The sequence below is a fragment of the Hydrogenophaga sp. NFH-34 genome (assembly GCF_021401345.1).
Taxonomy (GTDB): Bacteria; Pseudomonadota; Gammaproteobacteria; order Burkholderiales; family Burkholderiaceae_C; genus Hydrogenophaga; species Hydrogenophaga electricum.
Genome location: NZ_JACBGE010000002.1, coordinates 106371 through 123102, shown reverse-complemented (window position 1 = coordinate 123102; position 16732 = coordinate 106371). Strand labels below are relative to the sequence as shown.

Sequence of the window (16732 nt, the reverse complement as noted above, 5' to 3'; positions counted from 1 at the left end):
ACTCAGCCCTCCACCAGTTGCCGGCAAGGTGCCGCGTCCATCGCGTCGGCGCAGGCCAGCAGCTCAGCGGCCACGGCCCGGGCCTCTGCGGCCGTGAAACGCATCTTGGCCACCAGCGGGCCGCTGCTCCAGTCCAGATCGACCGTGCCGCTGTGGGTGAACGACTCCACACGCACCATGCCGCCCTCGCTCGGCTGGGCCGTGGCGCAGTGGTGCCACATGCTGCTGGTGCTGGCCTTGCGGATGAAGGTGAAGGGGGCGCTCATGCTGCACCTCCTTTCGTCGCGCTGCTGGCCGCGCTGGCGCGCTTGAGCAAGGTAGCCGCACGCAAGGCACGGCCGGTGGCGACTTTCAGGTGCAAGGTCGTGCACTCGGGCTGCGCCAGGCAGTGCAGCGCCGTGGACAGCGCGTTGTGCGCCTGGGCATGGAGCTGGATGACCTCCAGCGGCTCGGGGGTGGTGGTCGGCGCAGCGCAGCGGCTGGCCAGGGGTATGACCTTGGTCATGGTTTCAGGCTCCTGGTTGAGACTGGAAAACCACTCGGCCGCGTTTTCAAGCGCGAACGGGTGGACGGGATGTTGAAAACACGGAACCAGCCGTGCAGCCATCCTTGCGGGGAGGCTCATCCCGTCCATAAACGGGTGCCCTGGTGGGGCACTGTGGCGAGATGGCCGAAGGCCATGCCCGCCGGTGTATGGGCGTGACAAAACCCCGCTTGTCGGTGGGGGCTGCAACCGCTGGTTCCGAAGGTGTTTTCAAGCACCGGCCCTTTCGGGTTGGGTGCATTGTGGCATGGGACAGGACGGCATGCAAGGCCGTGTTAGCGTGGTGTCTTTCGTCCGCCAGCAGCGGGGGCTGATGCGGGTGTTGGATCGTCCCAGATCACTTTACTAGGGTCGATTTTTACAGGCTCCCGCATCTCCGTTGCTGTCCTATTTGAAGTGGGCAGCCACCCCTTCAGTAGAGCCACTGTCACGCACCCGATAACAAGAATCATCATTGGTAGCCCGTCGCCAAGACACCATCTCCAGATTTCAGCGCCCGCTACAAACAGAATAGGAATGAGCGCTAGCAGGACAGTTGCCAGCACGATGCCCAGCGCAATCTCGATGACCATGATGTCTCCCGGTGTTCAGCGATGGTATTTTGATTTTCTTCAGGCGGCAGGGCGTCGCTTTCTTGGCTGCCCTTTCATGATGTGCTCTTGAGAATGCGGACCTTTGGCCGGCTGCTGCCCGCCGCGGCCGGCCCGCATCGCCATGAATGCGCTGGGCGCAGATTTACGCCCAGTCCAACGCCCTGAAGTATCAGATGGTAGGTGCGCTCGGCCGTGAGCCCAATGCCCGCCCGCAACCGGCTCAAAAGTGAGCCCGTCGGGCCCGAGGCTGAAGGGTGTCCAGTTTCTTCGGGACACCCTTGCTGCATGCTGCTGGCGTTGGTCTTGTTCTGCGCTGGGGCCCGCTGCCGTCCGCCCTGTTGCTGGCATGGGGGCTGATTTATCCGTCTGGCCATAGGTTCCCCAAGGGTGAATAGCTCAGGCTATTCATCCTCTGCCCAGCACTGGATTTCTTGTTCCAGGCCCAGCACACCATGGCGGCTGCGATTCATTCACGGGCGGCCTTGTCTTCACCTTGGTGCCACTCGCTTATCCGGTCCCTCGCAGACAGGCTGGACGCCACAATACCGGGGTGAAACGGCTGGCGGTGTTCCTTGGGTGCAGCCCATGCAGGCCCATTAGCTGCGTCAATGCGCGCCCTGACGCTGGAACGCAAAAAAGCCCTTGCTGCTGCGTTCCCGCTGTGGCGGCGGACGACTCGTGAGAGTCTGGGAACGCATGAGCAAGGGCTCTATTGATCGTCTTCCGCCGCCACAGCGTTGACAGAACGCATGGTCGGAAAACTGGCAACTTCAGTCGAACCCTACAGGGGGTTTGTCGTATAAATTGCCATATGACGACATTTTAGCCGAATTTCAGGGCTATGGAGTGCAGGTGCATGTCCCTTCGGTCAGCAGGCCGCCATCGTGGCGAGTGCGCAGGACTGGGCGAAGGCGCAGACCGTTGGAAAGCCCAAATCCGGCAACGTTGCCGGATTAGATCGTGTGGAAGACAGGGCGGCCCAGTCCGGGGCCAGCGAACGTACCCAGCGCATGGCCGACAAGGTGGCAAAGGCCAACCCTGAGCTGGCAAAGAAGGTGGCCCATGGTGAGGTCAGCTTGCCCAAGGCGGTGCAACAGGTTGAGAACAGGCCGACCAAGAAGGTCAAGCGCGAACTACCGCAGGCCAAGGCCGCGCCAACCTCTGCTGATGAGCTGGCCGAGGGGGGTTCTGATAACCCCCGTTCCGCAGGGGTGTGAATCGGTTTCACGACCTTGCGGACAGGGGCTTGGGTGAAGGCTTCGGGGAAGGCTTCGGGGAAGGCTCGCGAGGGTTCGCGAACGGTAGTTGAACGGTTACCGAACGATTTCCCAACGGTTGTTGCACGGGTGTTTAACGGGTGTTGCTTGGCGGCGCCCCCTGGCGTCGTCGCGGCAGGCTGCAATCAACGCATGGGGTCGCCAAACGCTACCCCTTTATGGCCTGCCGCTTCTTGGGTACCATTCCTCCGGAACCTGATGCTTTGCGGCCTGTCCGGGGGGTGACCCCGGCGCGCTGCCAGGTGAAGGAACCCGCCCCTGCACACCAGGCAGCCCAGTCAATCGCGGTTGGAACGATCTGGTGGCAGGGGTTGTTTTTTTGGGGCATCAGCTATCAACGGCTGGTGCCGGCTTAGGGAGAAAAAGGCCGGGCACTAACTTTCACTGACCGCCTGACCGTCTGCGAGCTACCCGGACAGCATCAATGGCCCGTTCTGCCCGATCAGCCAGCGACTCGAAGGCATCGCGCCAATCAGCCCCACCAGCAGCCAATACCGCTGCTTGCCGCAGAACGCGCGCCCGCCGGTCTTCGTCGGCCGACAGCTCGATGGACTGATCGCCCAGGGTGTAGAGGATGGCGTCGTCGCAGACACTGCGCACCAGGGTGTGGGTGCTATCCATGTCCAGGCCGATGCGCTCGCTGCCGGCCTCGATGAACCACTGGCCATCACCACCGCAGCCCCAGCGCACCGCCCTGAACGGCCTGATGGGGGGGGGCTGGTGCATACCGCCCTCGGGCTATGCGCTGAATCTCCCCGTCGTTGTGCAGGCGCTTGAGGGTGTCGTCGACCGTCACCAGCGGCAGCCGGGTAATGTCCGCCACGGTTTCCCGCGTGGATACCTGCTGCCCTTGGCGGAACTGCTCATGCACCACATCCAGCACCTTCTGCCGGCCGGATGGCTTGGGGAGCACAGCCGTCATGCGCCCCCCTCTGCCTTGGCCAGGATGGCGTAGAGACGCACGGCCCGCTCGGCATCCGTCATGTCCTTGACAGAAACCTGAATCGGCCCGCCGTCAGCCCCGGTAAGCGCGTTCTCCACCTTGTCCCGCCACACGTCGGGTCGGCGGTTCTTCAGCCAGAAAATCGCCGCCGTGGTGTCAGGCGGGTAGTGTTTGATCGTCGGCGTGATGACGATCTCGCCATTGATCGCCCTGATGTCGTCCTCGGGATGCTCGTAGCCGGTGGCGCGGTGGAACAGCTTACTGGCTACCTCTGCATCAGCGATTGCCTTGCCTTTTTTCAGGGCTTTCGAAAACTCTTTGTGCTCTTTCTTCCACGCATTGATTGTTGTCACGCTTACCCCAAGCTCTCTGGCCAAGTCTTCATCGGTTGCACCCAGCTTGCACATGGCCTCAACAAACCGAAGATCAGCGGGGTCGTACTTCGACGGCCGGCCGCCACCTTTGTTGCCTGCTGCATATCGATTGCCCATAGGTGCCGGCATATTTGATCCCTTCGAATCAGGTTGCCAGCGCGGCAGGGTGTACATGTAAACGGGTTTCCTTCGCTTTGTCGTCGGGATTCATGGCTTGACTCTTGATTGTGGGTTACTCGGCGCCAGCGTTTTGCAGGGTGCCGAAGGTGATGGCCGGCGGGTTGCCGGTTTGGGGTTGGGGGCGTCTGGCCAGCGCCGCCCCGACGTTCTGCGCCTGGCGCTGCTGCACCGAGCGGATGCCGCCCGAGACCGTCGTGCCGATGTTGAACAGCGGCAGCTTCGAGGAAAGGCGGTCCAGCAGGTCCAGCCCACGGCCCATCAGGAAGGTGCCGGAGTTGGAGTTGTTCACTGCGCTGCCGGCCGGCTGTGCCGTGGTGTAGTGTGAGACCCTGCCCACAGCCTGGAGCTGTTCGATTTCCTCGGGGCTGAAAAAGGCTTTCAGTTTGCGTTGGGCACGAAGCCTAAACAAAGCGCGGTTGAACCCACTGGCCGAGAACTTGCCGCCCTCGTCCGAGGCAATGCCGATGGCGGCTTGTTTGAGGTGCTGGGCGATGCTGGCCCGCACGGCCTCGTGCGCCTGGTGGTCGGTGGACCTCAGCAGCGAAGCCAGCGCCTGCACATCCTGCCCCTTGGCGGCCGAGCTGATGACGTGCTTCTGCACGAAGTCATCGGGGGTGGCATTGCCTTCGTAGACGGCCTTGAGCCCCGGAATGCGCTCGATGCGCCGCATCATCATCTTGTTGGCCAGCCGCGCCTTGTTGAAGGCATCGACAGCCTGCTGGCCCAACTCCGGGCCGCCTGCGTAGGGCGCGGTCGTGCCGGTCATGCGGGCGCCGGCTGCGGGGCCTTGCTGGCCCATCTCCATGATGGGCGTGTCGTCCAGGGCGCGGCGCACCAGCCCCAGGGCCATGCGGGTCTGCCCGTCGCTGGTACCGCGCTGCAACTTGCCGATGGCGGTGGCCAGTTGCTGGGCGTAGTCCACGGTGAACGGCACTTGACCCTGTGCGATGCGGTTGAGGTGGGATTGCACCGACTCCGGCAGCGCGCCGCCCAGCAGGTTGTCGTCCAGCAGCTTGGATGCCGTGGTGGTGAAGCTGTGGCCGTCCAGCGGGAAGCTGCGGCCAGCGCTGTCACGGGCCTGGCTGTAGAGGTGATCGACATTTGCTTTTTGCGCGTCCAGACCACGCTGCAAGCCGGAGATGGCCCGCTCGCCGGCCGCAAAGGCGTCGTCCGCCGAATCAGCCCCCAGGCGGTTCAGGTTGTCGATCAAGGCGCGGTTGTTGTCGTTCTGCACCCGTGCCAGACCGTGCAGGCCCTCGTCGGAAGCATTGGCACCCATGCGGGCCAGGTTCTGCTCGCGGGTGATCTGCACCGGGTCGAGGCTGACTGTCCCTCGGGTCGGCGTGGCGCCCACGCGGCGAAACTCCACCAGGCGGGACAGCGCATCGGCGTTGAGGTCATCCCCGGTCTTGAGCGCCTGCGCGGCATCCTCGCGCACCAGGCGGCGGACCTGCTCGGGAACCTCAGACCAATTCACGCCGGCCTGCTTCAGGGCCTCGTCAATGCGTTGGTCGACAACCCGATGGCGCACCGGCACCAGGCGCTTGGCGGCTTGCCCGACAGACCGTGCAGCCTGAGTCAGCCCCGCAGCGGACATGCCACCTGCCAGCCCCGCCACGATCTGCGCAACTGTGCCACCGCCTTCTTCTCGGGCGATGCCAGCACCGAGGCCCGTACCTGCTGCACCAGCGATCTGCATGCCAGGGTTGGCGGCCATGCCTTCAGCGGCTGCCTGAAGTGGCCCTCTGGCAACCTGCGCGGCACCCGCGCCCATGGCCTGCTGTGCTGCTGGCGCCACTGCACGAGCAACACCACGGGCGGCCCCGGCCATACCGGCACCACCGGCGGCAAAGCGGTTGATATCGCCAACAACTCGTTCTGTGGCGTTCTCCGGCTTGGGTAGGCCCAGGGTGTCGGCAAACCCCGAAGCGACCTCGCCCAACGGTTTGCCGCCAGAGAAGCCCATGGCGCGGGCGGCATGGTCGGTAACGAATCGGACGGGCTCGGTCACGATCTCGGCGGCCTGGGCGATGCCTTCAATGCCGTAGCGTGCCGTCAGCCCCGCCTGGCGCCCAAGTTCGGCGATCATGCCGCGCTGCTGGGGTTGAGAGGCCTCAGCGGGTTCATCCCAAACCACCTTCCCGGGGTCGATGGCTTGGCCACCCGGCGCGGGTGCGTCGTCCCACTGCACTTGATTGGGATCAATCAGCATAGCTGATGCTCCCGTCCGCGTACTGCACCACCCGGCGGCCGTTCATCGTCCCGGTGCGGGCGATGGTGCGCTGGCCTTGCTGTGCCTCTGCTGCCTGCTGCTGGCCCAGCACTGGCTGTACAGTGGTGTGGCGACTCATGTCGAGCGGCGCCGCGCCGTAGTTCTCCCGCAGTGTCTGGACGCTGCTACCCCGCATGGCTGCCGCCCGTTCGTTGATGGCCCGGATCTCGCCCAGGCGCTGGCGCACCAGCCTCGGGTCGCTCAGGCTTTGGAACAGTTCGTTCCATGCCCGCTGTGCGTCGCCCTCGGTCTGAACGCCCTTGTTCAAGCGTAGGGAGTCGTTGCGCAGTTTCTCCAGCGTGGACTGGAAGCTGCCCAAGGCCCGGCTTTCTTCGGTGCTCATGCCTACTGAGTTGCGCGCCTTGTTCCAGGCGTTGCGAACCAGTCCCAAATTCAACGTGCCGTCGTCGATCTGCTGGGCGATGGCCCCCAGGTCTGCCGATGTCGTGGAAGCCAGCCCCATGGCGTCGATGTCGTCCTGCTGCATCTTCAGCGCGGCGACGGGCAAAGGCTTCTCTGTACCCTCAACAGGCTTGCCATTGATCGTTGCCAGTCGCCGCGCGGCCCGTTCCTCGTCCTGCGGATTATCCGCGTCGAGATAACTCTGGCGGACATGGGCCAACTGTTGCGCTGCCGTCCGTGCGGGCGCGGTAGCGTCGAGGTTCACGCGCTGCTGGTCGATATTGAGCCGGGAAAGGGCGCTGAACGCATCGGAGGCCATGCCCTCGCGCTTGAGCCCCCGTTCGGCCGCGCTCTCCGATGCTCGGAACGTGCGGTCGGCCGTGGCCTGCTGCTGGTCGAACCCACGCTGGGCGTCTGCGTTCTGGCGCTGCAACAAGGCTGCCAGAGCGGCTCGGGCGCCCGGCTTGTGTTGTTCCGCAGCCATCATCGCGGCGCGGCGGTCACGGTAGCCCTGGTCCAGCAGGCCATAGCCCGAGCCGCTGGTTTGCGGGGTCAGGTTCTGCGACGGCGGTTGCGCCAATGCCTGGGCGGCCGACATGGTTGGAGCAGTGCCCCGGTTGCTCGGCAGGCTGGCCAGAGCTTCTGCCGCCGCGCTGTTCCTGGCGCTGGGCTGGCCGGTGAAACTGCCGAAGTTCATGCCGCCCGCGTTGTCGGAATACTGACCACGGCCGTGGTTGTAAACGCCGGGCGCGACAGGCCTTGCTGTGGGCAGCGTGCCGAGGGTGGCCGCCGCACCGGATAGCCGATCCGGATTGGCCGGGTCCTTTCGCACAGCGCTCGTCGGGTCAACCTGTCCCAAGACGGTAGCGGCCGGCGAGACAGGCGGTGTGGCGGTAGGCGCCGGTTGCTGCGCCGGCAACCGAATAAGCGCCCGCGCCACAGCACCGAGTGGCTTATCGCTGTAGCTGTTCCCTTGCCGGATGATGCCTGGCGAAATCTGCCTTGTTCCAGCCGGCAGAGTAGAGAGAACGGAATAGGCCGATGTTGGTGCCCCCGAGGGGTTACTGGCAGATGCAGGGCGGATTGAGATATTGCCCAAAATCGATGCGGCAGATTGCGTGTCCATTGTGTACCCCTCCATCAAGAAAAAATGACGCCGCGTTGCACTGCAATGGCTCGAAGCTCGTCATACCCTCTGGCAACTTGGTCAAAGTTGCCACGGCATACATGGAACCGCCCGTGACCGTCATCGTTCACGGTGTACCCACGCGTTTTCATGATTGATTTCAAAGCATCGAGTTGTCGCTGGTCACGCTCGACGAGCAGGGCCAGATACTCGGCTTCACTCATTCCCAACTGGCTGTAGATCGGTGTGGGCGCTTGTTCAAACTGATGAGATGACATTAGGTTTGCTCCATTGAAAAATGGCTGCCGGCCATAGCAACTGCTTCGCCCGCGAGGAACCGGCGGATGTCTCCAAGCCGCCAGCGCGTGCATCGCTCGCCCAACCGGACCGGCTTGGGAAACTCGGGGTCTTTCGCGGCCCGATACCAGGCGGTGGAGACGGAGATGCCGGCCAGCACTGGCCAGGCCCGCACATCCACCATGGCGCCGTCGGGCAAACGGGTGAGGTTTTCAATCTGTTCGTCGCGCATGTCGTTCTCCTGCTGGGGTAACTCTCCACCTTTGTCGACCGCCTGAAAAACCCTACAGGGGGTACACCGTCGGCGGCTGTTGGACGCTGCCGGAGTCATGCCCCGACCCTCATGCGGTAGCGGCTCGCAACCCGGCCCGCCCCCTTGCTGACAAGCTCCAGCACGCCGTCGCGGACGAAGGCTCGCAGCATCGCAGCGGCCGCCTTGTGGTCGGCATGCCCCAGCAATTCGGCGGCGGTACGGCTGCCGATAAAGAACGGCTCGTCACCTGCGTGCGCCTGCAAGGCACGACAGGCATGCCACAGCGGAGCCTCGTGCGGACCGTAGCCTTTGGCCACCAGGGCGGGCGGCAGTGGTGCGTGGAGGTTCGCGCCCGCCAGCAGCCGCGCCATCGTCTCGCCCGGCAAGATGCGGACAGACCTGAATGCCCGCTCGAAGTCGTCCCACGACACCGAGAAGGCCTTCGTCCGGATGACCGCATAGTGGGCCTTGTGCCATTGCTGCACCAGGGCGCGGCGCTCGCTCTCGGATGCTTCTGGCCGGGCCGCTTTCAGCCGGCGGGCCAACTCGAATAGAGCGCGGTTGCGTTCGCCTTCGTGCAGCGGGGCCGTGGCCGGTTCGGACACCAGACCCACAGAGACAACAGAGTCAGCGGAGACAACAGAATGACACTGTGTTGTCTTCTGCTGTCTCTGTGGGGTAGCTCTCTCAGCCCCCAGCCGATCAAACAGCGGGGCCAGATCGAGCGGCACCAGTGGCCCAGCCTTGCCCGGCAGCGGGTGGCCGGTCACGGTCAGGTAGCGCTCGCGGCTGTAGACCTCCACGCTCAGGCCGTCCAGACGGCCCCGGCGGCCGGGGAAAGCTTCGCTCCAGCGGCCCCAGGCGTGCAGGCCGGTGCCGCTGGGGCTCAGCTCGACATACTCAGCCCCCACGGCGTCCAACAGTTCCAGCGCGGCCGGTTCGGTCACGCCATCGTCGACAACGTGGTCAAGGTCGATGCCGACCACGCCGTCACCGGCCAGGACGAAGCCCACGCCGTCGCGCCCACCCTCACCATAGGCGGCCTCGGCCTGGCCGAACGCGCCCCAGGTGGCCGGGTCGGTCACGCTGGCCTTGCTGCGCGGGTGTGATGGGTCGAAGGGAACCTTGGCCCGGTGCGTCACCCACCGGGGGCACGCACGCAGCTCGGCCGGCATGGCCTCGAAGGCGGGCGCGAGCATGTCAGCCCCCCAGCACCACCAGCAGGCTGGCCAGCGCGGCCGCATCGGGGCAGAAATGCGCGCCCAGGCGGTTGACGGTGACGACAAAGCCACCGCCTCGGGCAACACGCATTTCGTGCCCCAACAGGGCAAAGCGAGCCTGCATCGTGGCAAAGGCTTTGTCGGTCATGCCGCGCCTCCATCAACCGGTTCGCCGGTCAGGGCGTACAGCGCACAGCCGCGATGCTCGAAACCGTCGTGGTCGACAATGGTCACGCGGGCTGTCTCGATGTCGAAGCCTGCTTCACGCAGCTCGAAGATGCGGACGCTGTGCTGGTAGACGCCGAGCTTGCGCAGATCGAATGAGGTCTTCGGCCCGACGCGCAGTGCTTCCAAAATGCGCTGCCGTTGGGCTGCACCAGACGTGCTCTTGCGGCTATACTGGCGTTGCGATTTCTTTGATGTGGCCCCGTGTTGCTGTTGGCGCAGCGAGCGGGGCTTTTTCTTGCCCGCGCTCATCACACCCCCACGATTTCTTTGATGCGCGCCACGGGCCAGGCTAAGCGGCCGTTGATGCGGATCGGGAGGACCGGGCCACGCTCGTACGTCGCCCACCAGCGCAGGGTCTGCTGTTTTCGGTTCAGGTAGAAAGCCGCCGCGTCGGTGCCGATCAGCGGCCGGGTTTCACTCTCAAGCGGGGGGTAGGTGGTCTGTGCCATCGTCTGCCTTTCTGACAATTCCGATGGCTTTTCTTGCCATCATCAATTGCCTGTTGGGGTTGTTGATGGCGTTGATGCTCGGCGTTGTGAGCCGAGAGGTAATCAATGGTTTTTGGGGGGTATTTTTCTGGAGCCTTGCCCCCTACGGTTTAAAAAGCGGGCGTCCTCTCATCTTCATTTCTGCGTACGGGACCACCGCGTGGCCGATCGATAGCCCACCTTGTGGCATCTCCCCCTGCGGTATCTTCTTTAGCCAGTCCTTACCGCTTCCCTTGTAAACGTCCTCAATGTCTTTACGGGAGAGGTTGAGCCCGCACTCCTGCAGAAGCCTTTCTTTTACCGCTTCGAACCCATTGTTATCAAGGGCAAGGCCTTCAGTTCGTAGCCGCGCGATCATCATGAGGACCACGCCGCTGTGATCCCTAATTGCCGTGGCTTTGGCTCTGGCAACTGGACGCCCAGGTGGGCCCATGGTGCTGCCAAAACTCTCGGCGTCCGCGATGCGTCCATGATCAACATCATCTTTGATGGCAATCAGTGCATCGACGGCCCATTCGGGGATCACCGCCTGGAGGATGCCGCACCACAACAGAACCTCGAACAACGCGAATTTCTCTCCCCCCTCGAAAGCTCTTCGGTGTTCTTCGAGCTTTTTTTGAAAGTTCTCTCTGAACGAGCCGGAGTACAGCGCTTCGCGAGCCCCTTTTGACAGCTTGAGTGCCATGATCGCGCCTCCTTCTCGGCGCCCTCCATGAGGATGCCCCGGCAGGCGGGTGAAGGTATCCCGCTTTTCGGTTCGCGGGCCTAGCCGGGGCGAAACAGTCAGGCGTGTTCCAGGCGCACAACGGCGCGGTAGCCGATGGCCTTGGCATAACGCTGCACACTGCGCAGGGAGGGCAGGTCTTTACCGCCTTCTAGCCTGGCTACGGTGCTCTGTGTTGTGCCCATGCGCTGCGCAACTTCAACCTGAGTGAGTCCCGCGCGAGCGCGGGCCGCGATCAGTTCACGGGCGATTTCAAACTCGGCCACCTGGTCCTCGTATTCGGCACGAATGTCAGGTTGAGCCAGCATCTCGGCCTTCAGGGCTTTGAGCGATTTCATCGGTGCGCCTCCAGTCGGTTCAGGGCAATTTCAATGGCCTTGCGAGGTGTCGCCGGCGTCTTTTTCACGAACACATGCAGCACCAGCAGGCGGCGGCCGTGGACAGCGGCATACACGGCACGGGCAATACCGTCACGACCCTGCATGCGCATCTCCCACAGCTTGTTTTCCAGCGGGCGAATGTGCGGCAGGCCGACGCGCTGCGGGCCGAAGCTCTCCAACAGGTCCGCGATGTGCAGAAAGCGCGCCTGCATGTCAGCAGGTAAACCCATCAACTCCGCTTCGGCCTGCGGCAGTACTTCTACTGACCACTGATTCATATTATGCCTTTTTTGCGATATTCATGAAGCCACCGCCCGGAGCTTTCCCGGTTCAGCTTTTGGGTCGAATGTCACACCAGCTTGTTCCAGAATCCAAGCCTCCAGTCGCTCGTGGTGGACACGCAGCAGGTCCAGCGGGCGCACGCGGTAGTGCTTCTCTGCGGTGGCGCTGGGCTTGTGGCCCTGAATCTGCGCTACCACGCCGGCCGGCAGTTCCAGCCATTCCGACAGGGTGCCGAAGCTGCGGCGCAGGCCATGCAGTGTCAGGTGCTCGATGCCGGCCACGGAGCAGACATCGGCAAGGGTGCGATTGGGCGGGCTCATGGGCTGCGGTTCGCCTTTTGCGTCGGTACCTGCAAACACCCAGGGACCACGACGCGGCAGGCTCGCCAGCAGATGACGGACATAGGGCGTCAGAGGGATGACACGCACGCCGTCCTGGCCACCCTTGGATTCGTCCTTGTCGCGCAGCGTCAGCCCCTTCCACTGGATGTTCAAGTCATCCCAGCGCAGCGCCAGCAACTCGCTGGGGCGGGCGCCCACCAATAGCAGGCATTGCAGGTAGGCGGCGTGCAACGGGTTGCGCAGGCCTCGCACAGCCACGAACCACGCCGGCAACTGCTCGCGCAGCAAGGCATCGGCCTTGGCCTTGGGTTTGCCCAGCACCTCGCGGGCGCGGCGACTGCGGGCTGGGTTGCGCTCTGGCACCAGGGCGGCATATTCCGGCTGCTCGGCACACCAGGCCAGGAACGCATGCAACAGATTCAAGGCCAGACGGGCACGGGTGGGGCGGTCTTGGGCTTCCCTGGTGGCCCAGGCCTGCACGACATCCGGGGCCACGTCCACCAGCCGCATGGCGGCGAAGTGGTGCAACGGGCCAGGCTTCGTCAGCCCCTTGCCGCGCAGCTTGGCCTCGCCGCCGGGGCGCATCATGTTCTGGTGGTCGCGCAGGCTCAGTTCTCCCCAATGCGGATGGCGGGCGTCGATGTAGGCACTCCATGCCTCGCCTACGGTAACGGCCTGTCGAGCCGCTGCGATGGCCTTGGCCTCTGCCTCGGCTGTCTGCTGGCGCTCTAGCTCCCTCGGGTCGATGCCTTGGTCCACCAGCATCTTGAGCCGCTGGGCCTCTACCCTGGCTCTCTCGATTGGCCACTCGGCGGCGGTGCCGATGTTGATGCGCAGCGTCGCTCCGTTCAGGCGCGACTCGAAAACGTAGGTCTTCCTGCCCGTGGGGGTCGCCCGCAGCGCCATGCTCGGGGTGTCGGTGTCCCACAGGAATGCTTGGGCCCTGCCTTCGGGGCATGTGAACGCGGCCACGCGCCCGGCGGTGATGCGGACCCGGTTCTGCTGCTTGCTCATGTGTTCCTGCTTGGCTGGAATCTGTAGGCAATCTGTAGGCAGATTAGCCGAATACAGATATGTGAAAATCAACAGTCTGTCAGCGATAAAACACCATAAACCGTTGATTTTTATGGATTCTACCAACGACAATCAACACAGGCAAACACATATTCAATAGGATTGTGATTCCTGTCGTCGTGGGTTCGAGTCCCATCAGCCACCCCAGATAGTTCCCTGACAAAGCCCGGTTTTCACCGGGCTTTGTCGTTTCTGGCCATCACCGATGGGGTTGGGCGCCGGAGCCGCCTCCCGCCACAGTGCGGCGGAGCACTTTGTATGGTCCGCGGAGTTGAGGGAACGGCGGCATCAGGTACCGATGGGCTGTCTGCGCACATTGGATTTCCCTCCCGCTGACCAGCCTGTAACAGCCATTCGTTGCTCCCGGCCGACCCGACCCGATCTGGGATGGCATCGTGGCGCCGGCAGCCCGTTGCAGCAGCGTCCCCATCCGTGGGCGTGGTGGTGGAAAAATTTTTCCGAATTAATGGGAATTATTCGCATTCAATGTTATGATGCAGTCATTGCAGCCAACCGGGCAGGGGATTTCCAGATGTTCGGGGGCTGCCAGTGTTTCATCGTGGGGCGACCCGGGGTTTCATCACCTCAAGGTCGTTTTTAGCTAGCCATCGGAAGACTTCCGACCAGCCATGCTTTTTTTCCCGCATTCCTGTCGACGTGGCGCGTTGCCAGCGCCCTGAGGGCCTTGACGCATGGAGCATCTGGACAAGCTCAAAACCACTGGCCTGAAGGTGACGCTGCCGCGCATCAAGGTGCTGGAGTTGTTTCAGCGCAGCGAACAACGCCACCTGGCCGCCGAAGACGTCTACCGCCAGATGGTCGGTCTGGGCATGGACCTGGGGCTGGCCACCGTGTACCGGGTGCTGGCGCAGTTCGAGCAGACGGGCATTCTCAAGAAGAGCCAGTTCGGGGGTGGGCGTGCCGTCTACGAACTGTGCGATGGCGAGCCGCACCATGGGCATCTGGTGTCGCTGCGCGACGGTGAGGTGCACGAATTCCACGATCCCGCCATCGAGGCGCGCCTGGAGGCGATCGCGCAGTCGCACGGCCTGGCCATGACGGATTACGTGGTGACGGTGTTCGGTCGCCCGGCTTGAGGGGGATGACGGCGGGGCTCAGGCCAGCCCGCGCAACAGCCGCTCGAACAGATCCACCGGGCCCATCTGCCCCCCTTTGAGCATCAGCTCCAGCCCATCCAGGGCGGGCTGATCGCTGCGTGCCCGACTGAGGGTGACGCCGGGCGCCAGCACGCCCTCGCAAGCCAGGCCCCAGAGCCCGAGCTTTTGCACGGCCAAGCTGGAGGTGTCGCCACCGGCGATGCCGATGCGCTGGAGCGGGCGGCCCGTCTGGGCGCACGCGTTGACGATGGCCGCCACCAGTTCGCCAGTGGCGTTGGCGACGGCGTGGGGATCGAGGTCGCCATGGCGGGCCTGCGCGTCGGTGTGGAGCAGCACGTGCTGGCCGGCGGCGAGGGCGGCGAGCACGCTCTGACACCGGTGGCGGGCCGCGGCCGGATCACTCAACAAATCGCGAACATCGAGCGACAGCCGTTCGAAGGAATGGGCCGCCGCCACCTGCTCGCCCGTGCGGGGCGAGAGGCTGCCGGCAAACACGAACACCGGGCCCTGCGCCGGTCTCGGGGGCCGCAAGGGGGCCGATGCGGCTGGATGCGCATCGGCGGTCTCGGCCCAGTGGGCGGCCAGGGCCTGTTCCACGCCACTGGGGCCGACGGCCAGCAGGGGAGCCTGCAGCGCCTGGTGCCACAGCAGCCGCCCCACCGCGGCGAGGTCGGCGGGGCTGGCGATGTCGAACAGCACCGCGTCGGGTGCGTCGGCCAGCAGCTGCTGGAGCAGGGCGTCCTGCTGCGCGGGTGCGGTCTGGTAGCTCGGGTAATGCAGGCCAAGCACGCGGGGCAGGCCTTGTGCGGCCAGGTGGCGGCGCAGGTCGGCTTCGCCCATGGGCGTGACAGGGTGCCGGCTCATGGTGGGATGGCGGTCGATGCGGTGCACCTCGCCGCCGGTGCCGGCCGCAGCGAACAGCTGGCTGAAGCAGCAGTAACGCCCGATATTGGGCTGACCGCCGACGATCGGCACCCAGGCGGTGGGCAGGTGCGGGCGCAGGCAGCGCACCGCTTCGCCGATGCTGCCCACGTGCGGCGCGCTGTCAAAGGTGGAGCAGCATTTGTAGTGCACCACCGGCGCGCCCAGGCGGGCGAAAAAACGCCCGACGGGTTCGAGCTCGGTGGCCATCTCGGCCGGCCCCATGGCGCGTGCTGCGCCGGCGATGCCCACCGCGTCGAGCGGACCGGCGCGCTCCAGGTGCGCGGCGCTGGGCACACCCAGGAACAGCAGGCTGCGCAGGCCGGCCTGGGCCGTTGTGGCCAGGGTGTCGGTGGCGCCGGTGAAGTCGTCGCCGTACCAAGCCAGTCGGGGGCGGGCGGTGTCGGGGTTCACCGCGTTTTGGGGCCGAAGAAGTCCAGGGCGGCGGCCAGTTCGGGCGCCGCGCGCGCGGCGTCAGGCAGGGCGATGCCGGCGCGCGCCGCGGCCCAGGCCTGGCGGATGCTGGTGACGCCGGCGGCCGGCCCGCCCGGATGGGCCAGGATGCCGCCGCCCGACATGAACATCAGATCGTCCGTGCCGATGGCCGACCAGGTGGCGGGCACGGTGCCGGCCCACTGGCCGGAGGAGAAGGCCGGCATCACCGCGTCGTCGCAGCCTTCGGCCAGCGGCGCCAGGCAGTCGCGCGCGGATTCTTTCACCTCGGCATCGGGCTGCGAGAACTTGCCCTGCAGGCCGTGCACATGCATGTGGTCGACGCCGGCCAGCCGCCACAGCGTCTGGTAGGCCTGGAAGCCAATGCCCAGCTGCGGGTGGCGCGAGAGCGCGCCGAAGCCGTTGCGGTGACCGTGGATGACCAGGGGGGTGTGGCGGCGCAGCGTCTGCACGGCCGAGAAGCCGCACCAGTTGAGGCTGACCATCACGCAGGAGCCGCCTTCGCGTTCCACCAGGTCGGCGTGGCGCTTCATGGCCTCGGTTTCGTCGGTGATGTTGAAGGCCACCATCACGTGTTTGCCGGTGCGCGCCTGGTGGGCGCGCACGGCGGCCATCACGGCGGGCACGCGCTGGGCGAGCGGGGCGTGGTCGGGGTCGGCACAGACCTCGTCGTCCTTGATGAAGTCCACGCCGGCCGCGCACAGCTGCGCCACCAGTTCGGCCGTCTGCTGGGCCGAGAAGCCGACGTTGGGCTTGATGATGGTGCCCACCAGCGCGCCGTGGGTCACGCCGGTGAGTTTGCGCGTGCCGGTGATGCCGGCCACCGGGCGCTCGAAGCGGGCGCGGTAGCTGGCCGGCACCTGCATGGATTCGAGCCGCAGCCCGGTGACTTCGCCCAGGTCGTACAGATTGCCACTGACCGTGGCCGCGAGCGTCGGCAGGTTGGCGCCGATGTTGGCAGTGGGAAAGCTCACCCGCACCCGAGCGCGCCGCCACGGACCGCCCCGGCCCTGGCGGTCCAGCCAGGCGTTGGGCAGGCTGGGCGTTTCGGCCGCGGGCAGTTCGTCGAGCTGTTCGACCGTGGCGCGGGCACGTTCGCGCAGCGCGTCGGTTTCGCCCTGCACGCGGGTGAAGGTCCCGCAGGACTGTTCGCCCGCCATCACCTCGGCCACCTTCGCGGGTTCCAGGGGGGTTTCGATCAGGTAGGTGGCTTGCAGCCGGTCGGCGGGCGTCGTCATGGGC

22 protein-coding genes are annotated in these 16732 nt (G+C 65.1%); 2 read left to right on the top strand and 20 right to left on the bottom strand.

What is annotated here, in order from left to right; translation table 11 throughout:
• Positions 1–2 precede the first annotated feature (2 nt).
• From L0977_RS02490 to L0977_RS02480, 3 genes are all read right to left on the bottom strand, one after another.
• Positions 3–266, bottom strand: coding sequence for a hypothetical protein (locus L0977_RS02490; RefSeq protein ID WP_234263101.1), 264 nt, complete (start codon positions 264–266; stop codon positions 3–5).
• Positions 263–505 carry a hypothetical protein gene (locus tag L0977_RS02485; protein ID WP_234263100.1) on the bottom strand — a complete coding sequence of 81 codons (243 nt, stop codon included), beginning with the start codon at positions 503–505 and terminating at the stop codon, positions 263–265. Before L0977_RS02485 ends, L0977_RS02490 begins: the two co-directional genes overlap by 4 nt.
• Positions 506–819: 314 nt before the next feature.
• Positions 820–1116 carry a hypothetical protein gene (locus L0977_RS02480; protein ID WP_234263099.1) on the bottom strand — a complete coding sequence of 99 codons (297 nt, stop codon included), beginning with the start codon at positions 1114–1116 and terminating at the stop codon, positions 820–822.
• Between the two features lie 905 nt (positions 1117–2021).
• On the opposite strand from L0977_RS02480, the gene L0977_RS02475 reads away from it, so the two are divergent.
• Positions 2022–2354, top strand: coding sequence for a hypothetical protein (locus L0977_RS02475; protein ID WP_234263097.1), 333 nt, complete (start codon positions 2022–2024; stop codon positions 2352–2354).
• A 441-nt stretch (positions 2355–2795) separates the two neighbouring features.
• Here L0977_RS02475 and L0977_RS02470 read toward each other — a convergent pair whose 3' ends face one another.
• From L0977_RS02470 to L0977_RS02400, 15 genes are all read right to left on the bottom strand, one after another.
• Positions 2796–3140 (bottom strand): hypothetical protein, encoded by a 345-nt coding sequence (locus tag L0977_RS02470; protein WP_234263095.1) that lies wholly within the window; start codon positions 3138–3140, stop codon positions 2796–2798.
• Positions 3082–3336: a hypothetical protein gene (locus tag L0977_RS02465; RefSeq protein WP_234263093.1), complete on the bottom strand. Its 255-nt coding sequence runs from the start codon at positions 3334–3336 to the stop codon at positions 3082–3084. The genes L0977_RS02470 and L0977_RS02465 overlap by 59 nt, the downstream gene beginning before the upstream one ends.
• Positions 3333–3905, bottom strand: a complete 573-nt coding sequence (locus L0977_RS02460; protein ID WP_234263092.1) for a terminase — start codon at positions 3903–3905, stop codon at positions 3333–3335. Before L0977_RS02460 ends, L0977_RS02465 begins: the two co-directional genes overlap by 4 nt.
• A gap of 58 nt (positions 3906–3963) precedes the next feature.
• Positions 3964–6000 carry a hypothetical protein gene (locus tag L0977_RS02455; RefSeq protein ID WP_234263090.1) on the bottom strand — a complete coding sequence of 679 codons (2037 nt, stop codon included), beginning with the start codon at positions 5998–6000 and terminating at the stop codon, positions 3964–3966.
• Between the two features lie 112 nt (positions 6001–6112).
• Positions 6113–7711 (bottom strand): hypothetical protein, encoded by a 1599-nt coding sequence (locus L0977_RS02450; RefSeq protein ID WP_234263088.1) that lies wholly within the window; start codon positions 7709–7711, stop codon positions 6113–6115.
• 14 nt (positions 7712–7725) lie between these two features.
• Positions 7726–7989 carry a hypothetical protein gene (locus L0977_RS02445; protein ID WP_234263086.1) on the bottom strand — a complete coding sequence of 88 codons (264 nt, stop codon included), beginning with the start codon at positions 7987–7989 and terminating at the stop codon, positions 7726–7728.
• Positions 7989–8240, bottom strand: coding sequence for a helix-turn-helix transcriptional regulator (locus L0977_RS02440; RefSeq protein ID WP_234263085.1), 252 nt, complete (start codon positions 8238–8240; stop codon positions 7989–7991). The genes L0977_RS02445 and L0977_RS02440 overlap by 1 nt, the downstream gene beginning before the upstream one ends.
• A 95-nt stretch (positions 8241–8335) precedes the next feature.
• On the bottom strand, positions 8336–9460 hold the full coding sequence (locus L0977_RS02435) for a hypothetical protein (protein WP_234263083.1): 1125 nt from the start codon (positions 9458–9460) through the stop codon (positions 8336–8338).
• A gap of 1 nt (position 9461) precedes the next feature.
• Positions 9462–9629: a hypothetical protein gene (locus L0977_RS02430; RefSeq protein ID WP_234263082.1), complete on the bottom strand. Its 168-nt coding sequence runs from the start codon at positions 9627–9629 to the stop codon at positions 9462–9464.
• Complete coding sequence (locus tag L0977_RS02425) at positions 9626–9958, bottom strand: helix-turn-helix domain-containing protein (RefSeq protein WP_234263081.1); 333 nt, start codon at positions 9956–9958, stop codon at positions 9626–9628. Before L0977_RS02425 ends, L0977_RS02430 begins: the two co-directional genes overlap by 4 nt.
• A complete protein-coding gene (locus tag L0977_RS02420; protein ID WP_234263079.1) occupies positions 9958–10158 on the bottom strand; it encodes a DNA-binding protein in 201 nt (66 codons plus the stop codon). The genes L0977_RS02425 and L0977_RS02420 overlap by 1 nt, the downstream gene beginning before the upstream one ends.
• 142 nt (positions 10159–10300) lie before the next feature.
• Positions 10301–10882 (bottom strand): hypothetical protein, encoded by a 582-nt coding sequence (locus L0977_RS02415; RefSeq protein WP_234263078.1) that lies wholly within the window; start codon positions 10880–10882, stop codon positions 10301–10303.
• Positions 10883–10980: 98 nt separating this feature from the next.
• Positions 10981–11259, bottom strand: coding sequence for a helix-turn-helix domain-containing protein (locus L0977_RS02410; RefSeq protein ID WP_234263076.1), 279 nt, complete (start codon positions 11257–11259; stop codon positions 10981–10983).
• Complete coding sequence (locus L0977_RS02405) at positions 11256–11579, bottom strand: type II toxin-antitoxin system RelE/ParE family toxin (RefSeq protein ID WP_234263075.1); 324 nt, start codon at positions 11577–11579, stop codon at positions 11256–11258. Before L0977_RS02405 ends, L0977_RS02410 begins: the two co-directional genes overlap by 4 nt.
• 21 nt (positions 11580–11600) lie before the next feature.
• Positions 11601–12938 carry a tyrosine-type recombinase/integrase gene (locus L0977_RS02400; RefSeq protein ID WP_234263074.1) on the bottom strand — a complete coding sequence of 446 codons (1338 nt, stop codon included), beginning with the start codon at positions 12936–12938 and terminating at the stop codon, positions 11601–11603.
• A gap of 752 nt (positions 12939–13690) precedes the next feature.
• Here L0977_RS02400 and L0977_RS02395 point away from each other — a divergent pair.
• A complete protein-coding gene (locus L0977_RS02395; RefSeq protein WP_234263072.1) occupies positions 13691–14095 on the top strand; it encodes a transcriptional repressor in 405 nt (134 codons plus the stop codon).
• An 18-nt stretch (positions 14096–14113) separates the two neighbouring features.
• On the opposite strand, the gene L0977_RS02390 is transcribed toward L0977_RS02395, so the two are convergent.
• The gene (locus tag L0977_RS02390; RefSeq protein ID WP_234263070.1) at positions 14114–15451 is read right to left on the bottom strand and encodes a four-carbon acid sugar kinase family protein; all 1338 of its coding nucleotides are present in this window, start codon (positions 15449–15451) and stop codon (positions 14114–14116) included.
• Positions 15448–16728, bottom strand: coding sequence for a ribulose-bisphosphate carboxylase large subunit family protein (locus L0977_RS02385; RefSeq protein WP_234263068.1), 1281 nt, complete (start codon positions 16726–16728; stop codon positions 15448–15450). Before L0977_RS02385 ends, L0977_RS02390 begins: the two co-directional genes overlap by 4 nt.
• Between the last annotated feature and the right edge of the window lie 4 nt (positions 16729–16732).